Below are 20,527 nucleotides of genomic sequence, written 5' to 3'. Positions count from 1 at the left end.
TCCTACGGGCAGGAGATGGTGCACGGCGTGTTGACTGAACTAACCTGCGCGTTTCCACAGGTCAGAAGGCTTACCTGTGAGCTTCTCGACATGCTTGATCACAGGGGTCCCGGGAGGGGCCTGAGGAGCTTCGCCCTGCCTGAATTCGGTCAGCTGCTGGCGACCGAAGATATCTGGGAGCCGTACCAGTTGCTCGATGTCCCCGCACTCACCGACCAAGAGCAATCGCAGGTCGGCCCATTAGGGTCGGGCCATGACGCCACCCCTTGCCAGCAGTGCCTTCGACTCGCTCCGCCTCGACGCCGTGCCCGACCAGGAGGCGCTGCGTCGGGCCTACGAACTCCCCAAGGACGCGGCATTGCGCAAGCAGATGAACGAACTCACCGATCAGACCCGACAGTTGATTGGCTGCTCATCGCTGGTCCTGGTCGCCAGCGCGGACGCCGAGGGCAACTGCGACGTTTCCCCGCGCGGCGGCCCCCCAGGGTTCGTCGCCGTCCTGGACGCACGGACGGTGGCGATACCGGACGCGACCGGCAACAAGCGTCTGGACACCCTGCAGAACGTCATCGCCACCGGACGAGCCGGGCTGCTGTTCGTCATCCCGGGGCGCACCACGACGCTCAGGGTGAACGGCCGGGCCTGCGTCTCCACCCGCCCGGAGCTGCTGTCGCAGCTGACCGCCGTGGGCAAGCCGCCGGCCAGTGCGCTGGTGCTGGGGATTGAGGAGGTCTACCCGCACTGCCCCAAGTCGCTCCTGCGCAGCGGGGCCTGGAAGCCGGAGCAGTGGCTGGCGGCGGACGCCCAGCCGACCTCGGCCGAGGTGACACTGGCCCAGCTGCGGATGCCGGCGCTGACCATCGCTGACATCGAGCAGGCGGAGGCGGATTCGCTGAAGTACCGGTACGAGTAACGGGTCGGCCAGCGATTGCTGAACCACCGGCCCCCCGAACCTCTCAGTATCTGCGACGGACTCCGGCGGCCCCATCGGAACGGGTTCCGTTGGCCCCACCAGGTGTTCGACTGGCGGCCCGACGAGGGCGGGCGCACAAGCGCAGCCAGCCAGAAGAGGCCGTCCGGGGCCCGGGGGGTCGATCGGCTGCCCGTTCGAGGGTGGGGCCACTTCTCACCGTTCGCCTGGCTTGACCACATCAGTAACCGAGGATTCGCAGAGCGGATCGCCGAGCTCACCGAAGCAAACAGGAAGCTCGAACAGGAGGTGATCAAGCTCCGACCGCTCGTTGGCCATGCTCAAGAACTTGAGCGGGATCTGGCCGCAGCCCGCACCAGCCTTCCACAGATGATCCGGGAGGGGAGCCAGCGTTAGGAAGTCCCTTACAGATCACTGTTCGCTCCAGTCCTCGCCACTGCGATCCTCGACCGGCTCCTCCACCACTGCAACGTCGCTCCGATCAACGGGCCCAGCTACCGGCTGAGGAACCGACTCGCCGCCATCGACGGGGACGCCGACGTCGCCTGAGTGATCTCCTTCGCGGCGGCTGCGGCCGCGTGGGATCATCCGGTCATGCGTCTGATCGTCGATGGGACCACAGCCGCCTCGCGCTTGGTGCTCGTGAACGAACTCGAAACCGATGACGGATACGCCCTCGAGCTGGACAGCCCATTGTTCTTGGCAGTTGGCGATCGGGTCAGCTTCGAGGACAGCAACCTCGTCGTCGCTCGCGCGAGCGGTGAACGACTACGGCCCGCTGGCTCCTGGTCCACACGCTGCCGGATCGGTTACCACCGCCCCGCCACCACCTCTCGGGCAACCCGGGTTTTCGCAGTACAGGCGGCGCACGGACCAGTCGATGCGCAGAGGCCGATCTCCGAAAGGAACACCAGCGAGGCGCCGTACGTAGCGGCTGTGACACCAAATGCCGAGCCGGCTGCATCCCGTACGTCCCGCTGGTTCGCCGGATCTCGTGCGGGCTCGGACCGTCACCACGGCATCAGAGACCTCGACCGAGATCACCAGCACATCAGACAACTGCGGTAAGAGACTGCTAGTTCAACAGAGCACCGTCACAGGCTGCCCGCCCTGTGGACCGGCCGACCGTGTCCCCGAGGTGATCTCCGGCTACGAAAATCTTGCCAGAGCCACATTGATGAGTACGCCGACACCGGAGGAATCGGCTGACCGATGGGCAGCCCTCCCTCGTTCCAGGTGCTTGGTCATCCACTACGGCTAGAGGTGCCAGGACCAGGACTCTCCCCGCGGTCAGTGTGGGCCGACATGCCACGCATGGCGCAATGAGCTGCTCCGGCGGCTTCCCAGGTCACTTTGTGCCGAGGCGGTGACCGGCGTTGATGGGTAGGAATGAGGGCGAACCGGGTCGTGGACGAGGAAAGCGTGGACCGGTCGGAGGGTTTCGGTGAGCGGCTTCTCGGCCTGTTGCTGGATCGGGCACGGCAATTGCCGCCGCAACTGATCGCCCCGCTGATCGCGGAGGAGGTAGGCAGGGTCGGAGGCCGTGACGTCTCCATCTTGCTCCAGGACTACGCGCAGGAGCTGCTGGTGCCGCTGCCGGGCAGGAAACTGCACGTCAGTCAGCCCGAGCCGGTGATCGACTCCCCTGCTGGCCGGGCATTCCTGCGCGGGGAGGTCATCGAGGTGCCGCTGGCCCGTGGCGGCGTGCGGATGTACCTGCCGCTGCTGGACGGCAGCGACACGGTGGGCGTGATGGCCCTCACCCTGGACGATGTCGGCGAGGACGACCGGCGCCTGCTGCGCCGGCTCGCCGGCCTGGTCGCCGACCTGCTGGTCACCAAGAACGCCTACACCGACCAGTTCTTCCTGGCCCGGCGCCGGGAGCCGATGAGCGTGTCCGCGGAGATCCAGTGGAGCCTGCTGCCGCCGCTGACGATGACAGTGCCGCAGGTAGCGGTGGCCGGCATCCTGGAGCCCGCCTACAGCGTCGCCGGAGACAGCTTCGACTACGCCCTCAACGACAACATCCTGCACATGGCCGTGATCGACGCGATGGGCCACGGCCTGGACGCCGCCGCGATGGCGACCATCGCCATCGGCGCCTACCGGCATGCCCGGCGCGTGTTCGTCAGCCTGGCCGAGAAGTACACGTACATGGACGACGCCATCTCCGGGCAGTTCGGTCCCGACCACTTCGTCACCGCCCAGCTGATGCACCTGAACGTCGCCACCGGTGAGCTGGAGCTGGTCAACGCGGGCCACCCCGCGCCGCTGCTGATCCGCGACGGCAAGGTCGTGCGGCAGCTGGAGAGCGCGACGACGCTGCCCGTCGGATTCGGCGGCGAGGAGCCCCGGATCAGAGAGCACACGCTCCAGCAAGGCGACCGCGTGCTGTGCTACACCGACGGCATCATCGAAGAGCACGTCGCCGGCGGGGACCTGTTCGGCGAGGAACGCCTCATCCGCTGCGTCAACCGCCTGGGAGAAGAGCCGTCACAGGGGATGCGGGCGGATCTTCGCCGGCTCTCCCACACGCTCAAGAGCGAACGGGGCGGGCACACCAGCGACGACGCCACCCTCTTCATGATCGAATGGCGCGGGGGCGCCGCCGATCACCTCGCGGTTCTTGAGTGAACGCCTCGACGTCAACCGAATCCGAACGGGACAGCACCGCCCGCGCAGACGGTCGGCGGGGACCGACTGGCCGCTTCGACCCCCCTGCATGCTGCGGCCGTAGCCCAGACGTCTGCCACGAGTGTCCCCTCCCGAGAGTCGGCGGTGATCGTCATGGGCATCCTTGCCGACCCCTCGGGCATCGCAGGCCGGTTCGACGCGGACTTGGCCCCGCGGGCCGTGGTCGCCCTCGGTCGCCCGCCGGTTCAGCGGTGCGGCAGTAGCTGACGCCTGGCCTCGGCGACTGCGAAGTGCACGGCCTTCTGATCGCAGCGCGGCCGGCGCCTCGCCTTCACCGCCTGCCACCCCGTCGCGTCCGCCGGGTCGGCGGCCTCGGGACCTGAGCCGCCGATCTCGCACGTCAAGCGGATCAGATCCAGCCTGTCCGCGCGTGCTCCCCACTGTGACCACGCAACCGATTCGCACGGGCGTGCGACACATCCGCCCCCCTGACGCTGCGTCACTCATGCAGCCCCTTTTTTCCGATTTGTGGTCTATTGCTGTGAAATATGCGTGAATACTGCCGGGTGACGGCGCATCACCACCCTGGCAGGGAGTCGTTCTGCGGGTCCCCCCGCTCAGGGTGAGCCTGCGCGCCGGCGCAGGTAGGGAGCTTGCGGCCCTGAGCAGTCATCGTCGCGGGCGCTCGGAATCCTCCTTCGGGAGGACTGAGGATCGAAGCAACAAGGAAGGTCCTGTTATGGCATTGGATGTCATCCGGTCGGCTCCACCCGACGCAAGCCCTCAACGCAATCTGCTCAAACGGGGAGCCTTTGTCCTGCTCCCCGCAGCGCTCCTGGCGTCGGCGGCCCTGGTCCCGACACTCGCCCACGCCGCAGAAGCCCCTGTATTGCTGGGGACCACCGCCAGTTACGGGGTCCTGGCCGGTTCGACGGTCACCAACACGAACCCCACCGTCATCAACGGCGACGTGGGCCTCTATCCGGGCACATCAGTGACCGGCTTCCCGCCCGGCATCGTCAACGGAGTGACGCGCGTAGCCCCCAACGCCGCCGCCGCTCAGGCGAAGTCCGACCTCGTCGTCGCCTACGACGACGCGGCAGGCCGGGGGCCCGGGACCATTCTCGCTTCGGACGAGATCGGCGGACTGACGCTGGCGCCTGGCGTCTACACGGCCCCGGCGTCCCCGCCGTCCCTGCAACTCACCGGGACGGTCACCCTCGACGGCGAGGGCGACCCCAACTCCGTCTTCATCTTCCGGATCCCCTCGACCCTGACCACGGCTTCGTCGAGTTCCGTGGCCTTCATCAACGGAGCAAATGCCTGCAACGTGTTCTGGCAGGTGGGCAGCTCCGCCACCCTCGGCACGACCACCCAGTTCAAGGGCACCATCCTGGCCATGCAGTCCATCACGCTGAACAACAGCGCCGTGATCGAAGGCCGCGCCTTGGCGCGTGAGGCCGCGGTCACGATGGACAACAACACCATTACGAGGCCGACCTGCGCCGTTGGCCCTCCCGGTCCGAGCGGTCCTCCCGGCCCGACCGGCAGCCCCGGCCCGACCGGCAGCCCCGGCCCGACGGGTGCTCCGGGCCCGACCGGTGCCCCCGGCCCGACCGGCGCCCCCGGCGCTCCCGGTGCACCCGGCCCGACCGGCAGCCCCGGCGCCCCCGGCGCCCCCGGTGCCCCCGGTGCACCCGGCCCGACCGGCAGCCCCGGCGCTCCCGGCGCTCCCGGTGCCCCCGGTGCACCCGGCCCGACCGGCAGCCCCGGTGCCCCCGGCGCTCCCGGTGAACCCGGCGCCCCCGGCGCTCCCGGCGCCCCCGGTGCACCCGGCCCGACCGGCAGCCCCGGTGCCCCCGGCGCTCCCGGTGAACCCGGCGCCCCCGGCGCCCCTGGCGCACCCGGCCCCACGGGCAGCCCCGGCGCCCCCGGCGCTCCCGGTGAACCCGGCGCCCCTGGCGCCCCCGGTGCACCCGGCCCGACCGGCAGCCCCGGCGCTCCCGGCGCTCCCGGCGCTCCCGGATCCCCCGGTGCACCCGGCCCGACCGGCAGCCCCGGCGCCCCCGGCGCCCCCGGCGCCCCCGGTGAACCCGGCCCGACGGGCAGCCCCGGCGCCCCCGGTGCTCCCGGATCCCCCGGCGCACCCGGCCCGACCGGACCCGCAGGACCTGTCGGACCCACCGGGCCCGTAGGCCCCAAGGGGCCTCGCGGTGACAAGGGTGACAAGGGCGAGAAGGGGCACCACGGCCACGACAAGGACAAGGACAAGGACAAGGACAAGGACAAGGGCGGGAACGGCCACCACGACAAGGACAAGGACAAGGACAAGGACAAGGGCGAAAACGGCCGCGACGACCACGACAAGGACGAGGACGGCGACCACGACAAGGGCGAGAACGGGAACGGTCAGGACGACCACGACGAGGGCAAGCCGCCGTGGGCCGACTTCCTGCCGAACAGCCAAGACGGTGATCCCGGCGCCGAGGGTCCCCGCCACGCGGCCAAGAGCGTCAACTTCGCCCACGTGAGCGCCGCCACCGGCCAGCAGCCGGCGGGGGCCGGCTCAAGCAGCGGGACCGGCATCATGGCCGCCTCTGCAGCAGCGCTGGCATTCGTCGGAGGCTCGGTCCTCTTCACCATGAAGAGAATCCGGCGAGGTACAACAACCCGACAGGACTAGCCCATCGCAGACTTGACCGCGTCACGCCCCTGACCCTTCGGGTCTCGAGCACTCGGCCGGATCGGCCAGCGCTCCGCACTCCCGTCACCGACTGCTGCGTACGGGTCGGCGGCAGGGGCTGAAGCTCGGTCAAGCACGCAGGACGTCCCGTCCGCCGTTCGGCGGCTGAGCCCCTGGACACATCGTCCAGGGGCTCAGTGGCGCTCGCGAGTGATCAGCTCCGAGATCGGCCCTCACGTCATCCCTGGCCTGCGTACGCCTTCATGGCTTCGTCGATGAAAGGCCGGGTACTGTCCGGGCTCAGCGCCTGAGCTTGCAAGTGCGCATACATAGCGCCGTAGAGCCGCACGTCGGAACGTTTCTCCAGATAGAGGTCGCTGGTGAACCTTTCCAGATACACCACGCTCGCATCGGTGGCGTCGGCGAACTCGAGCAGCGAGAACTGCCCTGAGACACCCGGGTGCGCACCCACGCCGTGTGGGAGAACCTGCATGGTGATGTGCGGCTGGGTACCGAGGTGGGTCAGATGGTCCAGCTGCTTGCGCATGACCTCGCGGCTGCCCACGACGCGCCGCAACGCCGATTCGTCCAGTACGGCCCATAAGCGCAGCGGGTTCCGCGGGGCTCCCAGCCGGTCCTGGCGCCGTAGCCGCACCTTGAGGCGTGCGGCGGCCTGTTCGGGGGTGACATGAGGGATCGTTCCTGCAATGACCGCCCGGGCATAGGCTGGGGTCTGCAGCAGGCCGGGGATCACCAGCGGCTCGTAGAGCCGGATCGCGGCCGCCTCGGCCTCCAGACCGATGTAGTCGCCGTACGGGATGTCGCCGTAAGAGTTCCACCAGCCCTGCTGACCCGATTCCCTGGCCAGCTGCATCAGATGGTCAACCCTCTGCTGATCCTGAACTCCGTACAGCCCGCAGAGATCGCGCACATCGCGCGGCTTGATGACGCGGCGGCCGTTCTCCAGCAGGCTGATCTTGGGCTGGGAAATCAGCAGGCGCTCCGTCACCTGCTGTGTCGTCATACCGCTGATCTCACGGAGCCGGCGTAGCTCCGACCCCAGTCGGCGCCTGCTGACGGTGGGATTGACAGTAGCGCTCACAGGACGCGCACCTCCGCTCGAATAACCTTACACAGGCGAGCAGATTGTCACGACCGGGTCGGCTGGATCCGCTTTGGCGACGTGTTGCGCACGACGATTATCGCCGGGCGAATGGCGGCCTCGGGTTGCATTAATTCTCACCCGACTGGCCATATTTTATGGTTCGAATAATTAGAATCGAAATATCCTTATGTTGCTTTTCTGTCCACGCGAATGACAGATTGCGCTCTGCGTAATATGCCTGCTCGGAGGGGATCGCCCCCAGACCCACCTTTGGGCAGTCTGGACCATGCCGACCGCCCGGCTCGTATCGCGCGAAAAGCCCCTGATGCCGGGGATGCGCCAGCGGCATACCATGGCAAGTGGGTCACTGCACTCTCACGTGCGGCGACCCGGAAGGGCGGCCCCGGCGTGTGAATGTGCCGGGGTCGCTGTATCACCGTCGATGCGGAAGGGCACAGGATCGGCGCTCTGGAAGCGATCTACGTCCGCCAGCTTGCCGCGACTGCACGGTGGCGTCGGCGTCAACGGTGACCGGGCCGTGGGAGATGGCGAATACCGCGACGCCTCCGATCTCAGATGTCCGTCGAAGCGAAGCAAGCCCAGGCTTCACGGCTGCCGCGGACCAGGCCACAACGCCACCCGCAGCACCCCAGAACCCGCCGGCGCCGCCACCGAAGCGCATTGGACCGCCTTCTACGAGCACCTCGCCGCCCATGGTGTGCTCCGGTAGGCGGCCCTGGCCGCGGGTATCCGGCCGGAGGCCGTCCACGACCGGCGCAGAACAGACACCGACTTCGCGAAGCAGACCCTCCGGACCGGCCGGTTCGGAGGCAGGGAAGTGGTCGGCCGGCACGCAGCCGCGGTGGCGGCGGCGACTTCCTGAGCGCGCCGGGACATGCCCTGCCACAGGTGAAAACGGTCGCTGACCTGGACGGCGTCGGGGCGCCGTCGGCCAGGCCCTGCCGGTATGTGAGTGAGTCGTCGCGGCAGGCGATCTCGACTCCGGGATGCGCGCGGAGCTACCGGCTGAGCTGTTCGGCGTCCCGGCCCTCCCAGAGCGTGAGCGGGAGGCGGGTGGTGGCCTCGACCAGAAGGGTGCCGTAGGTGTCGCCGTAGAGCGCGAAGTCATCCACCCTCCAGCACCCGGGGTGTGACCAGCGGCGGCAGCCGCACCCGCATCAGCTGGGCGAGCACGGTGCACCGCGAGAGCCTGACGTTCAGGACCCGCAGCATCCGGGCCCCGCCCCGGCCCGCCAGCACAACACCCGACCGACTCGACCAGGTGCTGCAGCAGCGGCGTTCCCCGCTGGCAGCGGACAGTCAGCCCAGGCATCTGTTCGGCGAAGGTCACCTTCGGGCAGGACGGGTTCTCGCCGTACAGACAGCGCACGGACAAGTCGATCCGGACTGGCCGGCCGCCGAGCGCCGCATCGGCGAGGTGCCGGACATAGCGGCCGTGGGCCCAGTCGATCAGGACACCGCACCCGCTGCCTCCCGCTGGAACACGGGAGCGGGTACGAGCCTCGATCACCACGACTGGACCGGAAGTATCAGCCGAGAACACCAGTAACCCGTCCAAGTGCGGTAACAACTTTGACAGTTCAACAGAACACACTCAAGGGCTGCCCACCCCGCAAACCGGGCGACTGCCCGCATCGGGACGATCTCCGGCTACGAAAATCTTGCCAGAGCGACATTCGCGAGCTCAGTGCGGCTCTTGTGGTTGACCCGCTGCATTGACACATCTGACCGTACGTCCCTCAAAGGTCGAGATGGCCGGTTTCGTCGACCTCGACACCGTCGACCCGATGTTCTTCGACAAGACCTACTACGCCGGGCCGAAGGGTGCCCAGTACGGCAAGGTGTACGCCCTGCTCGAGCGGGCGCTGGCCGAGGCGAACAAGGCCGGCATCGCCACGTTCGTCATGCGGGGGCGCGAATACCTGGTCGCGCTGAAGGCCGAGGAAGCCGAAGGCCTGCTCACCTTGCACATGCTGCACTGGGCGACGAGATCCGGGACCCCCACGCCGAGGTTCCCGACCTGCCGCAGAAGGCCGAGCCGACCGCGGCGGAGGTGAAGATGGCCATGCAGCTGATCGACGCCCTCGCCATCGACTGGGACCCCGAAGCCTTCCACGATACGTTCCGCGAGAAGGTCGAAGCCCTCGTCAAGGCCAAGGCGGCCGGGGAGACCGTGGAGAAGGCCGAGCCCGCAGCAAGCCGACCGGCGCCGTCGACCTCATGGAAGCCCTGCGCGCCAGCGTCGGGAAGGCAAAAAAGCCCCAAGGACACCTGCGAGAAGGCGGCCACCGGCTCGACCAAGGCCGCCCGCGGACACAAGAAGCCGGCGCCGAAGAAGCGGACCGGCACGGCATCCGGAGGCCAGGCGCTGATGTCGCTGACGAAGACCGAACTGTACGAGAAAGCGGCCGCAGTCGGCATCCCCGGCCGCTCCACCATGACCCACGACCAGCTCGCCGACGCCCTCACCCGCCGCAAGGCCTGAGACCTTTCCCTCCGGTCCTACTCACCGGGCTTGACGCTGAAGATCTCCATTTCCGTCGCGCCGGCAGATTCCAGCTCCTGTTGGCGCCGCTCCGCGCTGGGATGGTCGTAGCTCACGGCCGACTGTCCCGTCCCGCAACGTAGGTGGCAGATTCTCAGCGCTTCGCAGCTTGACCTTGCGGATTCTCGCTCATTCCGAAGCGGGACCAAACGGCAAGGTCTCCGCCGGGCAACGAGATGAAACGCTATCCTCGTGGCTGTGTGACCTGCCAGGCTTCGAATGATGCGTCGGCCGAAGACGTCAGATGCATGCCGTTATCGAACACCATCCGCAGGACGCCGGACTTGAACACAACCGCGGACAGGACCTTCGTCCCGAACAATGGAAGAGCCGGAGCCACGTCCTGAGACTCCGGCGTCAGAGGCAGGCCAGGACCGGTGTGGATTGACCCTGTCGAGAGCCGAGCCGGTGCTTCCAGCACGACTTCCCACCCCGCATCCAGGACGAGGGTCAGCCGAAAGTCGATGCTGATCCTGACGACACTCAGGCCTCGGAGGTTCAGGACCCACCGGTCTTCGTGCTCGATCGGTTCCACCTCAGTGCTCATCACCACACCATGGTCCACTCCGTCACAGGCACCAAGGAATTTTGCTCTCCTCGGCATCACCCTCTGCTGAGCCGTCGATGCTCACTGCCTCTGGACGTTCCGCAGAAGCCGGCTTCCCACTCGTCGCCCGTGTTCAGGGGCAGATCCGGTCCGGGAGTCCGCCGGGCATCCCACCGCGTTCGTCCTGGGTTAGGTCACGGCCGACGACGTCGCACAGGTGGCGTTTCCACAGGTCGGGATCGAGGCGAATCAGGTCCCCGCGGCCGTGGACGACCCGTACCAACGTCTTGCCGTCCCTGCTCGCGGCGACGAAGTGCTGTTCCTCCGCGAAGTCGTAGGAGTCGAAGTGGCTGGGGTCGTCCGCCCGCTGGAAACGCACGGAGTTCCCGTTGGCCACGAAGAACTCGGTCCCGTGCCCGGTGAAGCCGAACCGGAACCCATCCCCCCAGGACACGTCGTTCGCTCCCACTGGCCCTAGCGGACCCACCACTCTGTGGGCCTCTCGCCCCGGCCGCACCGACCACAGCTCCAGCATGGCCCCCTTCGTCTTCGCGGCCGCATAACGCCCACTGCTGTCGAGAAATGCGCGGTCGTTGTCCGGCCCGAGGCTGACACCCAGCGCCTTGTCCTCCTTGCCTGTGCGTAAATCGACGGCGTGCAGTGCCGGGTTACCCCGGACCATGATCTGTACGTATCCCGGCTCGGGGCGCCTGTTCACTGCGAAGCCGGAGTCAAGGGGCTTCTCCTCCGAGGTGTACAGCGGTGGGTTCTCCTTGGTGAGCCCGAGGTCACGCGCGTCCACGGGTTCTGAGAGCCGTCGGCCATCCCTGGTGTTCCATCGCTCGATCCGACTGCCGGACTGCGTGATCAGTTCGTTTTCTCTCGCGAAGAACAGCGACAGCGGCTCCGCCTTCCCGTCCTTACGGACAGGGGGCATGAGCGTGGTGATCTCCGCGACCTCGTGCAAGGACGGAAGGCTCCGGATGAGGATCTTGTTGCGTCCCACCACGTCGGCTACCAGAGTCTCGGCCTCGTTCACCGCCAGCACGTTGGCGGGATCCGGGTCCGTGGGCGCATCCGTCGTGGGCCGCTCCACCTCGGTCGTCACCTTGTCGGTCACCACGTCGTAGAGCACGAGCTTTTCAGCGGTCAGGCCGGAGGAGCCCCTGGTCCGGGTCACCTGGGCCACCTGGATACGACCTTCGTCGATCAGCACCGGGTTGCTGGCGACCATGTTGTACTCACTGTCGCTGATCGGTTGCAGGGACAACCCCGTCACCGTTGTCTCGTCCCAGGTGGTGACTACGGGATGGACCGAATCCCCGAGAAGTCTGTTACCGAAGTTGGCAGGCTTCGACCCCATCGCCTTCTTCTCTCCGCCGCTTTGTCCATTGTCACCAAGCACCCACTCACCGCCGTACACCGCGAAACGCTGCCCCGACTCGTTCAGAGAGACACCGTTGCAGCCGTGCGAATCGCTGTTGTAGCGGTTCAGCTCCCGCCCGTCACTCACGCGTATGAAACGGTAGACACCGTTCCTGAGGCCGTCCTTGCCGGCCTCCTGCCGGCACCAGGCCAGCGCCCCGCCGTCGCCCGAGAGACTGACCGCGGGGGCGCTGTACACACCGTCGGTGGGACTGAAGGTCCCCACATCGGTAGCCAACTCGCGAATCCTGCCCGTACCGGTGTTCACAGCCACGTACGCGTATTTGTCGGCGTTGCGCCGCTGGCCCACAAGCGTGTCGCCGTCGGATCCGAACCACACGGCCTCGAACGCGGGCAGCCCTGAGGGAAGTTCCTCATGCCGTCCCGTCTCCAGGTCCCACAGCCGCAGCCGCCCGTCGCCTGTCACCGTGACCACTCGCCGGGCGTCGGGAGAGAAGTCGGCGGTGTGGACCTGATCGCTGCTGTGCCCCTGTTCCTCAGCCCTTTCCTTGAACTCGCCGTCGCGGATCGTGTGTGCCGGCCCCAGCAGTTCCGCCGTGCTGTCCGCCTCCGGATCGAGGTCGTGCCATACCAGCGCGCCCGCTCCCGACGTATAGGCGATCCGCCGCCCGTCCCTGCTGACCATGGGGCGGAAGGCCATCTCATTGAGACGAAGCCGCGTACTCATGATGCTCTTCCCGGCTCCTCGGACGAACAGTGACGGCCGCCCGAGCTGGGTCGTCACAAGCGTCACTGTGCCGTCGTTGCTCATCGCCGTATCGACGATCTTCCCCTCGGTGCCGCTGAGCACCCAGTCGGCCCGCGTGAACCGGTCGTATCCGCGCAGCACGGCGTTGCGGGCCTCCTGCGTCGGCGCGATCTCGTACGCCGCCATGGCGACGAGTGCGGCCTGTCCCGGATCACTCCTGTCCAACTGGCCCGCGAGGACGGCCATCGCCCGGGAGCGTGCCTCCGAGTCCCGCCGTTCGCTGACCTTCCCCTGGTATACGAGGAACGTACCGAGCCCGGCCATCACCGCGAGCACCACGGCGGTCGCGATCCACGCGGCGCGCAGCCGGTTCCGTCGCGCCCGGCGGCGCTGCCGCGTGAGTTCGAGGAAATTCCGTTCGTCCGCGTCGAGTTCGTCCTCCCGGTTTTTCAAGTGCCGTTCCAGAGCGGCTAGTTGGAGCCCCCCAGGTAACAGCCCGGCCGCCTTGTCCCCGTCGGCCCATCGCTCACGCTCATGGGCGAGTTCCCACCGCGCCGCCAGGAACTCGCTGTCGGACCGCACCTGCTCCTGGAGGGCCGGCCATTCGGTGACCAGCGCTTCATGGGCCAGTTCAACGGACTCCGGTTCTCCCTGCCCGCCATGGACGACGAGCAGTCGGCGCTCGGAGCCGGCGAGCCGGATCGCGATGTCCCATCGCTTGTCGCCCGCCTCCTGCCGGGTGAGCCTGCGGCGTAGCGGATGAGGGCTGCCGGGCAGCACCCGGACGAGCCCGGTGAGCAGCCGACTCGCCTCGCCGTCCTTCTGTTTCTCCTCGTCTGTGACGCACTGGTCCCAGGCCTGCGTGGCATGGCCTGCCAGCGCGCCGGAGACACCGCCAGCCTCCTCATACGTCGCCGTCCGGAGTCGGCCGCCTTCCTTGCCCTCCCATAACTTTTCCAGGACGAAGCCGAGGAGCGGCAGCGTCCCCGCTTCGCTGCCGGCATCGTCCAGGATCCGTTCGACGAGCCCTGGTTCGTAGGTCACAGCGACGCCCGGGAGGTCATTCAGCGGCTTGGTGATCACATCCGTGAGCTGCTTGCGGGACATCGGCGTCAGCGGCAGGGTGTCTCCGCGATGCAGCGCGGGACCGAGGCTCGGGTGTCTGAGGGCGGCGTCGATGAAGTCGGCCCGGAGTGTGACCAGGACGCTGGGCGCGCCGACCGGCCGGTTCTCCGGGAAGAGCACATCGACCGCTTGGGCGACCTCGGTGTCCTTGCCGGCGAGCAGTGCTTCGGCCTGGTCGAGTACGACGAGGAGCTTGCCGCCCGACTTCCCACACAGGCGATGGAGGGTGTCCACGAGCCCCAACTCCGTGAGCCACTCCTGTACTTCACCGGCGTTCCCCGCCCCGTGCCGCCCAGTGCCGTAGGCCTCGTACAGCTCGGTGGCGAGCGCGGCCAGCGGCGAGGAGACTGCCCCGGCGTCCACCACCAGGACGTCGTACCCCTTCTCACGCATCTGGGGCACCACACCGGCCAGCGCGAGCGACGACTTGCCCGAGCCCGACGGCCCGTACACGGTGACGCTCGGGCGCCCGCCCAGCAGGGCTCTGGTCACCTTCGCCTTGTCGTCCTCACGGCCGAAGTAGACGTCCACGTCGCACTCTTGAAAGGTCTTGAGGCTCCGGAAGGGCGACGGCGGTTCCACGATCTTCTCGAGGTCGGGGATGAGCCTCAGTACCGTGCTCGCGCGGATCACGAACGTCTGTTGGGCCTCGTTGGGCCCCCGCTGGGTCACTGCGACGAGGCCTACGACCGCACGGCCGCGGGAATCCCAGACAGGGCTGCCGCTGAAGCCCTCCTCGATGTAGGGCCTGGTCTTACCGGTCCGAGAGAGCTGTCGCCAGCCCTCCTCCGTCGGCCCGCCGAGGACTCCCCAGTACCAGGATCCACCCGGCCGTCGTCCCGTGAATCCGACGATGCCGACTCTCTTGTCCCAGGCGGTCGCGGGCTCGGCCAGGGCCAGCGGACGGCCGCCCGGTATGGCGCCCCGTACGCGCAGGACCGCGACGTCCCCGGTGCCGTCATCTTTTTCTTCGACGAAGTGCTCGACCTCGGCGGTCCAAGACCGCCCCGCCAGGTCCGCGTCCAGCGGCATGTCCAGCGTGACCGGGGTCCCGGCCGCCACCTTCGCCGTGCCGTGTTCCTCCCCCGAGGCGTACGCCAGCACATGGGCGCAGGTCAGCACGACGTCTGGTGCCAGGAGGAAGCCCGCGCCCACGGGTTCACCGTTCTGTCCCTTGATCCGAACGACCGACGAGACCAGCGCCTCGTCGGGCTCCTGCGGCTCCGGCTCCGCTCTCGTCACATGGCCTCCGTTTCCCCACGGCCCAACAATCCCCACCGGCTCAACTTCTCACGAATTGTTGACCGTTGTCTCAGGATCGTCTCTCCTGTTCCATGTGAGGGTCACAGAGAAGTTCGCCGCAGTGGCGGTGCTCGCGATGACCACATCGGCCTCGGCCGAGAGCGACACCCCGAACTCCAGAGTGATCTCATCAGGCGCGTTGGCCAGTCCCCGGAACCGTCCGACGAAGCTCTCCGCGACGGGCCGTACAGTGTCCAGCATCTCGCCGAACGATCTCTGGGCCCGCGCCACGGAACGGCCACCGCGACCCACCCGCACCAGGGATTCGTCCACTTCGCGGATCTGCACCCGTATTGTCTCTTCGCCACCGTCACGGAGGGGTACCTCAACCGTGTGGACCGGGCGTTCACTCACTGCGTCCTCCAGCACTCGGAAGCTGGAAAGCATAACGAATCCCGCGCACGGTTCGCCGGTGGAGGTCGTCGGCTCGGCCCGCTTCGCGTTCCAGTTACTCACTCATGACATTCGAAGGTACAAGCGGTGAAGCCCCACCCGAGTCGGACTGGGTGGAGGCGGCGCTTCCGGACGCCGGACCCCATCAAGCCGAAAGGCAGTCACGAACAGGAGCACGACGCAATACGGCACCGCACGGCTCGGCGCGCCCTGGCAGTTGCCCCTCCGATCTCGCAAGCCGGCGGCCGGCCCCGGCCCCGGCTCATGAACTGGCCGACGCCGTACGGACGGAGGCGGAAGCTGAGGAACTGCGCAGGTCTGCCGTCGTGGCGCCCACCCAGGCCACGGCACCGAGGCAGAGCAGGCCGCCGCTGATGAGGGCTGCCGCTCCGGACGAGGCGTCCGCCACGAGGCCTCCTCGCATATTGCCGATGTCGGGCCCGGCTTGCCCCACGATCTGCTCGGCCGCGCTGACGCGGCCGAGCAGATCGCGGGGCGTGTTCATCTGGACGACGGTGCTCCGCGAGACCACGGAGACGGTGTCGGCGGCGCCGGCCACGACGAGGAAGGCCAGTCCGGCCCACCGGTTGGATGACGCGCCGAACAGCGCCAACGCCGCGCCCCATGTGGCGGAACCGCCGAGCATCACCAGCCCGGGACGCGGGAACCGGGTGAAGGTTCCGGAGAAGAGCGACGCCGCGACACCCCCGACAGCGATCGCCGTGAGGAACAGTCCGAAGGTGCGCGGGTTTCCGCCGAACCGTTCTGCGTTGATCAAGGGGAACAGGCTGATGGGCATCGACAGCACGGTGGCGGCCAGGTCTGTGAGCAGGGCCCCGCGGATGATGGGGGTTCGCCCCAGGAAGACGAGGCCGTCCAGCGCCCCCCGCAGGCCGGGCCGCGCCGGCTCGTCTCCGGGTTCCATCTTCGGCAGGCCGAAAGCACCGTAGAACGCGGCGACGAACGTGAGGGCATCGATCAGGTAGCAAGCCCCGACTCCCAGCCCGCCCACGACCAGTCCGCCGAGCACCGGGCCGAGCAGCATGGCGCCCTGGAAGGCGATCCGGCTCAACGCAAGTCCCACGGCCAGCTGCTGCTTGGGGAGAAGGTGCGGGATGAAGGTGCGCGAGGTCGGGCCACTGCCCGCGACGAAGCACGACTGAAGCGCGACGAGCCCCAGCACGCCGGCGGCGGGGACGTGCCCGAAGAAGCCCTGGAGTGCGAGGAGGAGCGAACACACGGCTTGTCCGCTGGTCATGAGCAGATAGAACTTCCGCCGGTCCACCCGGTCGACCAGCGATCCGGCGAACAGTCCGAGCGCGATGAGCGGAACGGCCTGGGCCAGTCCGACGGCACCCGTCCAGGCAGGGCTCTTCGTCATCTGCCAGACCTGGAACATGACGGCGATGAGTGTCATCTGGCTGCCGAAACCCGACAGGGTCTGGCCGGTCCACAGCCGCCGGAACGGTGGCGACGTCCGTAACGGAGCCACGTCGATGAGCGTGCCCTTCAGCCCCATGCGGGATCCTCCGCCAGCTTCTCGGCGATCCGGTCGCGGAAGCTCTTCCGCTCCAGGGCCGCTTCGACATCGGTGACCACCCGGGAGAGCGGGTAGGGAATGTCGGCCTCCAGGTCGGCGATGGCGGCCTCGGTGGCCCGCCATTCCGCCGCCAGGCAACCGACGATGCGGCGGGCCTTGCCGGTGAGCGTCACCTTCCTGGTGCGCGCGTCGTCGCCCACGACGGTCTGGACCCAGCCGGCCTTCCGCATCGCGGCGACCTTCTGGCTGAGTGCCGAATGCGTGAGCTGCACGGACTCGGCCAGTTCTGCGATGGTCATGGGTCCGCGAGCGTGGAGCCGGAGCAACTCCATGACGAAGCTGGGCTTGAGCCCTTCTATCCGCTGGCTGGAATAGACCTCGGCGATGTCGGCGTCCATGGACGCCTGCAGCAGACGCAGGGGCCGCCAGAGGCTCTGCTGCGTCGGGTCGAGCGCGCGGGTGTCGGCCATGCACCTCACCGTAACAGCACTTATATAAGCACTGTCACTTCTGGCTCAGTGGCCGTTGCCCGCGGCCGGACCGGGCCGCCCAGCCGCCAGCGCGTCCCCACGGCATCGGCTGGGGATTCGACCGGGCCGCCTCCCTCGGCCTGCTTATACGACCCCAGGGGCACGAATGGGTGACCTGGGCGGATCGTGATCGTTAAGGACGCGTCCGGGTCAACGGAGGCACTCTCGTGCCAGTGGGGTAGGGGTGTTGCATGGCGACCTTGTGTCGGCCGGCCGTGTCGGTTCCGGAGTACGTCATCACCATGGAGGAGACGCTCGAGCTCGCGCGCTCTCGGCATGCCGGCCATCCCCAACTCGGCCTCGCATTACGCCTGATCGAGAACACCGGGGTGCGAACCCGGCACCTCGTGCAGCCGATCGGTGAGACGCTCGCGCACCCGGGCTTCGAGGAGCGCAACAGGCTGTATGCGGCCGAGGCGAAGGCCCGCGTACCGCTGGTCGTTAGGCGCGCGCTGGAGGACGGCGAGCTGCGGGCCACGGAGATCGACGTGATCATCTACGTGTCCTGCACCGGCTTCATGATGCCTTCGCTCACGGCCTGGCTCATCAACACGATGGGATTCCCCTCCAGCACAAGGCAGTTGCCGATCGCTCAACTGGGCTGCGCGGCGGGTGGGGCTGCGATCAACCGGGCGCACGACTTCTGCACGGCCTATCCGGGGGCGAACGCCCTGATCGTGGCATGCGAGTTCTGCTCACTGTGCTACCAGCCCACCGACATCGGCATCGGATCGCTGCTGTCCAACGGTCTGTTCGGTGACGGCGTGGCCGCCGCGGTCGTCCGCGGAACGGGTGGTCACGGCATCAGCCTGGAGCGCAACGGCTCCTACCTCCTTCCGGGGACGGAGGACTGGATCGCGTACGACGTACGGGCCACCGGCTTCCACTTCCTGCTGGACAAGCGCGTGCCGGGCACCATGGAGCCGCTCGCCCCCGCGCTGCGCAGCCTCGCCGACGGGCACGGCTGGGACGCCTCGGACCTCGACTTCTACATCGTGCATGCCGGTGGGCCGCGGATCCTCGAGGACCTGGGCACCTTCCTCCACGTCAAGCCGGAGGCGTTCCGTCACAGCCGGGCCACGCTCACCGAGTACGGGAACATCGCGAGCGCCGTCGTACTGGACGCGCTACGCCGGCTGTTCGACGAGGGTGGCGCCGCCGACCAGGCGCGCGGCCTCCTGGCCGGGTTCGGCCCGGGCATCACGGCCGAGATGGCGCTGGGCCGCTGGAGCCGTACGCCATGACCCTTACGGAAGGAAAGCCGATGACCGGGTACTCCCACACCGCCGCCCCACCGGACAGCGGTCTGATCGTGCCGCCCGGCGAAGGCCGTACTCTTCGTGCCGCCGCCCAGCACGTGACGTTCAAGGTGACCGGCGCGCAGTCGCGCATCGCATCGAGTTTCGAGGTGCTCGTGCCACCGGGCTTCGACGTCGGCGCGCACGTCCACGCGCGCAGCGAGGAACTGTTCTACGTCCTTGAGGGCGAACTCGATGTCCTCGCCTTCGAGCCGCGCGTGCGCACCCCGGACGGTTGGCAGGGATGGCGGTCCCCGACCGGGGAACGTGTGGTCCGCGCCACTCCCGGCACGGTCATCGTGGTCCCGCCCGGCTGCCCGCACGCCTTCGCCAACCTCGGCGAAGTCCCGGCCCGGATGTTCTTCCAGTCTTCCCCGCCCCCGGACCACGAACGCTATTTCGAGGAACTCCTGGACATCCTGTCCGCCGACGGGCCCGTGGACCACGGTGCCATCGCGGCGCTGCGCCGCCGCTACGACGTCGAGCAGCTCACGCCGCTGCGCCATGACCCGCCGACGAGGCACCCGTAATGCACGACACAACCGCCCCCTTGTACGAGGCGTCGGACTTGGCTGCGCTCGACTTCGACCCGTTTCTGCGCGAGGCCGCGCAGGCCGCACCGGTCATCCGGATCCGGCTGCCGCACGGAGCCCCCGGCGAGTGCTGGCTGGCGACACGGCACGACGCCGTCCGCTTCGTCACCTCCGACCCCCGGTTCAGTCGCGACATCGTCGGCCGACCGCTGCCCAGCATGAACAGATACCTCGTCCCGCTGGACCGCGCGGTCAGCTTCGTCGACCCGCCCGACCACACCCGCATCCGCTCTGTGGTCTCCTCGGCGTTCAACCGCTTCGGCATGGCAGCCCTGCGCCCCCGCATCCAAGCCGTACTCGACGAGCACATCGACGCCATGGTCGCATCCGGACCCCCCGCCGACCTGGTCCAGCACGTGACCTCCCCCTTCCCCATGCATGTCATCGGAGCTCTGCTGGGTGTCCCGGAGGGCGACCGGCCGTGCCTGCGCACGTGGGCGGACACCATCTTGACCCGGGCGAAAGACGAAGCGGGCGTCGAGCGCGCCCGGCAGGCCAAGGAAGAAGTCCGCGCCGCCTTCCGCGAATTGGCCCGCGAACGCCGGCGCCGGCCGCAGGACGACCTCATCAGCGAACTGGGAGCCGCAGTCGAGAGCGGCAGGATCGAGGAAGAAGAACTCCTCGCCCTGGCCACGCTGATGGGAATCAACGGCTGGCACGCGGTACGCAACCACACCTCCAACATGGTCTACCTCCTGCTTACCCACGACAGCCTGATGAGCCGGCTCCGGTCCGACCCGCAAGCCGTACCGGCGGCCGTGGAGGAGCTACTACGCTGGATCCCGCACAAACACGGCGTGGGACAAGCCCGCATCGCCACCGAGGACGTCGAGGTGGGCGGCGTCCTCATCCGCCGCGGCGAAGCCGTCTATGTCTCCTACGTGGCAGCGAACTGGGACGAGCGGTGCTACCCCGCGCCGCACCGGATCGACATCGACCGCAAAGGCCCGCCCCACCTCGCGTTCGGCTACGGCCCCCACCACTGCCTGGCACCATTGCTGGCCCGCATGGAGGCCGAACTTCTCCTGACCACCCTGATCACACGCCTCCCCGGCCTGCACCTTGCCATCGATCCCGGCGAAGTCGTGTGGCAGAAGGACGTCCTCATCCGAGGACCCGTAGCCCTACCGGTCACGTGGTGAACCC

The 20,527-nt window shown here is 68.1% G+C and carries 15 protein-coding genes and 1 pseudogene; 9 read left to right on the top strand and 7 right to left on the bottom strand.

Going from position 1 to position 20,527, the window contains the following annotated elements; translation table 11 throughout:
* Positions 1-253: 253 nt before the first annotated feature.
* Positions 254-913: an MSMEG_1061 family FMN-dependent PPOX-type flavoprotein gene (locus OHT74_RS38500; protein WP_328622907.1), complete on the top strand. Its 660-nt coding sequence runs from the start codon at positions 254-256 to the stop codon at positions 911-913.
* Between the two features lie 213 nt (positions 914-1,126).
* Here OHT74_RS38500 and OHT74_RS38495 read toward each other — a convergent pair whose 3' ends face one another.
* Positions 1,127-1,249: a hypothetical protein gene (locus tag OHT74_RS38495; RefSeq protein ID WP_328622906.1), complete on the bottom strand. Its 123-nt coding sequence runs from the start codon at positions 1,247-1,249 to the stop codon at positions 1,127-1,129.
* Between the two features lie 108 nt (positions 1,250-1,357).
* Between OHT74_RS38495 and OHT74_RS38490 the strand changes: the two are divergent.
* The 3 genes and pseudogenes from OHT74_RS38490 to OHT74_RS38480 form a co-directional block, all read left to right on the top strand.
* Positions 1,358-1,480, top strand: a pseudogene (locus OHT74_RS38490) (ATP-binding protein); the annotation flags it as partial.
* Between the two features lie 840 nt (positions 1,481-2,320).
* On the top strand, positions 2,321-3,565 hold the full coding sequence (locus OHT74_RS38485; RefSeq protein ID WP_328622905.1) for a PP2C family protein-serine/threonine phosphatase: 1,245 nt from the start codon (positions 2,321-2,323) through the stop codon (positions 3,563-3,565).
* A gap of 889 nt (positions 3,566-4,454) precedes the next feature.
* A complete protein-coding gene (locus OHT74_RS38480; RefSeq protein WP_328622904.1) occupies positions 4,455-6,248 on the top strand; it encodes an ice-binding family protein in 1,794 nt (597 codons plus the stop codon).
* A 238-nt stretch (positions 6,249-6,486) separates the two neighbouring features.
* Here OHT74_RS38480 and OHT74_RS38475 read toward each other — a convergent pair whose 3' ends face one another.
* Complete coding sequence (locus tag OHT74_RS38475) at positions 6,487-7,350, bottom strand: helix-turn-helix domain-containing protein (RefSeq protein ID WP_328622903.1); 864 nt, start codon at positions 7,348-7,350, stop codon at positions 6,487-6,489.
* A 1,775-nt stretch (positions 7,351-9,125) separates the two neighbouring features.
* Here OHT74_RS38475 and OHT74_RS38470 point away from each other — a divergent pair.
* Together OHT74_RS38470 and OHT74_RS38465 are read left to right on the top strand one after the other, a co-directional pair.
* Positions 9,126-9,431 (top strand): Ku protein, encoded by a 306-nt coding sequence (locus OHT74_RS38470; protein WP_328622902.1) that lies wholly within the window; start codon positions 9,126-9,128, stop codon positions 9,429-9,431.
* Between the two features lie 2 nt (positions 9,432-9,433).
* A complete protein-coding gene (locus OHT74_RS38465) occupies positions 9,434-9,859 on the top strand; it encodes a hypothetical protein (RefSeq protein ID WP_328622901.1) in 426 nt (141 codons plus the stop codon).
* 244 nt (positions 9,860-10,103) lie between these two features.
* Here the strand turns inward: OHT74_RS38465 and OHT74_RS38460 are convergent, their stop codons facing one another.
* The 5 genes from OHT74_RS38460 to OHT74_RS38440 all read right to left on the bottom strand — a co-directional run bounded on the left by OHT74_RS38460 (position 10,104) and on the right by OHT74_RS38440 (position 17,430).
* Positions 10,104-10,466 (bottom strand): DUF6188 family protein, encoded by a 363-nt coding sequence (locus OHT74_RS38460; protein ID WP_328622900.1) that lies wholly within the window; start codon positions 10,464-10,466, stop codon positions 10,104-10,106.
* A gap of 133 nt (positions 10,467-10,599) precedes the next feature.
* Positions 10,600-14,880, bottom strand: coding sequence for an nSTAND1 domain-containing NTPase (locus tag OHT74_RS38455; protein WP_328622899.1), 4,281 nt, complete (start codon positions 14,878-14,880; stop codon positions 10,600-10,602).
* A gap of 135 nt (positions 14,881-15,015) precedes the next feature.
* Positions 15,016-15,483 (bottom strand): CU044_2847 family protein, encoded by a 468-nt coding sequence (locus OHT74_RS38450; RefSeq protein ID WP_328622898.1) that lies wholly within the window; start codon positions 15,481-15,483, stop codon positions 15,016-15,018.
* A 199-nt stretch (positions 15,484-15,682) separates the two neighbouring features.
* Complete coding sequence (locus OHT74_RS38445; RefSeq protein ID WP_328622897.1) at positions 15,683-16,939, bottom strand: MFS transporter; 1,257 nt, start codon at positions 16,937-16,939, stop codon at positions 15,683-15,685.
* The gene (locus OHT74_RS38440) at positions 16,930-17,430 is read right to left on the bottom strand and encodes a MarR family winged helix-turn-helix transcriptional regulator (protein WP_328622896.1); all 501 of its coding nucleotides are present in this window, start codon (positions 17,428-17,430) and stop codon (positions 16,930-16,932) included. Before OHT74_RS38440 ends, OHT74_RS38445 begins: the two co-directional genes overlap by 10 nt.
* Before the next feature lie 251 nt (positions 17,431-17,681).
* Between OHT74_RS38440 and OHT74_RS38435 the strand changes: the two genes are divergently transcribed.
* From OHT74_RS38435 to OHT74_RS38425, 3 genes are read left to right on the top strand one after another with little or no spacing between them, the layout of a single operon-like run.
* Positions 17,682-18,734, top strand: a complete 1,053-nt coding sequence (locus tag OHT74_RS38435) for a type III polyketide synthase (RefSeq protein WP_328622895.1) — start codon at positions 17,682-17,684, stop codon at positions 18,732-18,734.
* 20 nt (positions 18,735-18,754) lie between these two features.
* The gene (locus OHT74_RS38430; protein ID WP_328622894.1) at positions 18,755-19,318 is read left to right on the top strand and encodes a cupin domain-containing protein; all 564 of its coding nucleotides are present in this window, start codon (positions 18,755-18,757) and stop codon (positions 19,316-19,318) included.
* Positions 19,318-20,523 carry a cytochrome P450 gene (locus tag OHT74_RS38425; RefSeq protein ID WP_328622893.1) on the top strand — a complete coding sequence of 402 codons (1,206 nt, stop codon included), beginning with the start codon at positions 19,318-19,320 and terminating at the stop codon, positions 20,521-20,523. Before OHT74_RS38430 ends, OHT74_RS38425 begins: the two co-directional genes overlap by 1 nt.
* Positions 20,524-20,527: the final 4 nt, after the last annotated feature.

Origin of the sequence: Streptomyces sp. NBC_00354, assembly GCF_036106915.1 — a bacterium.
Classification (GTDB): Bacteria; Actinomycetota; Actinomycetes; order Streptomycetales; family Streptomycetaceae; genus Streptomyces.
This window is presented reverse-complemented; position numbering and strand designations above follow the sequence as displayed.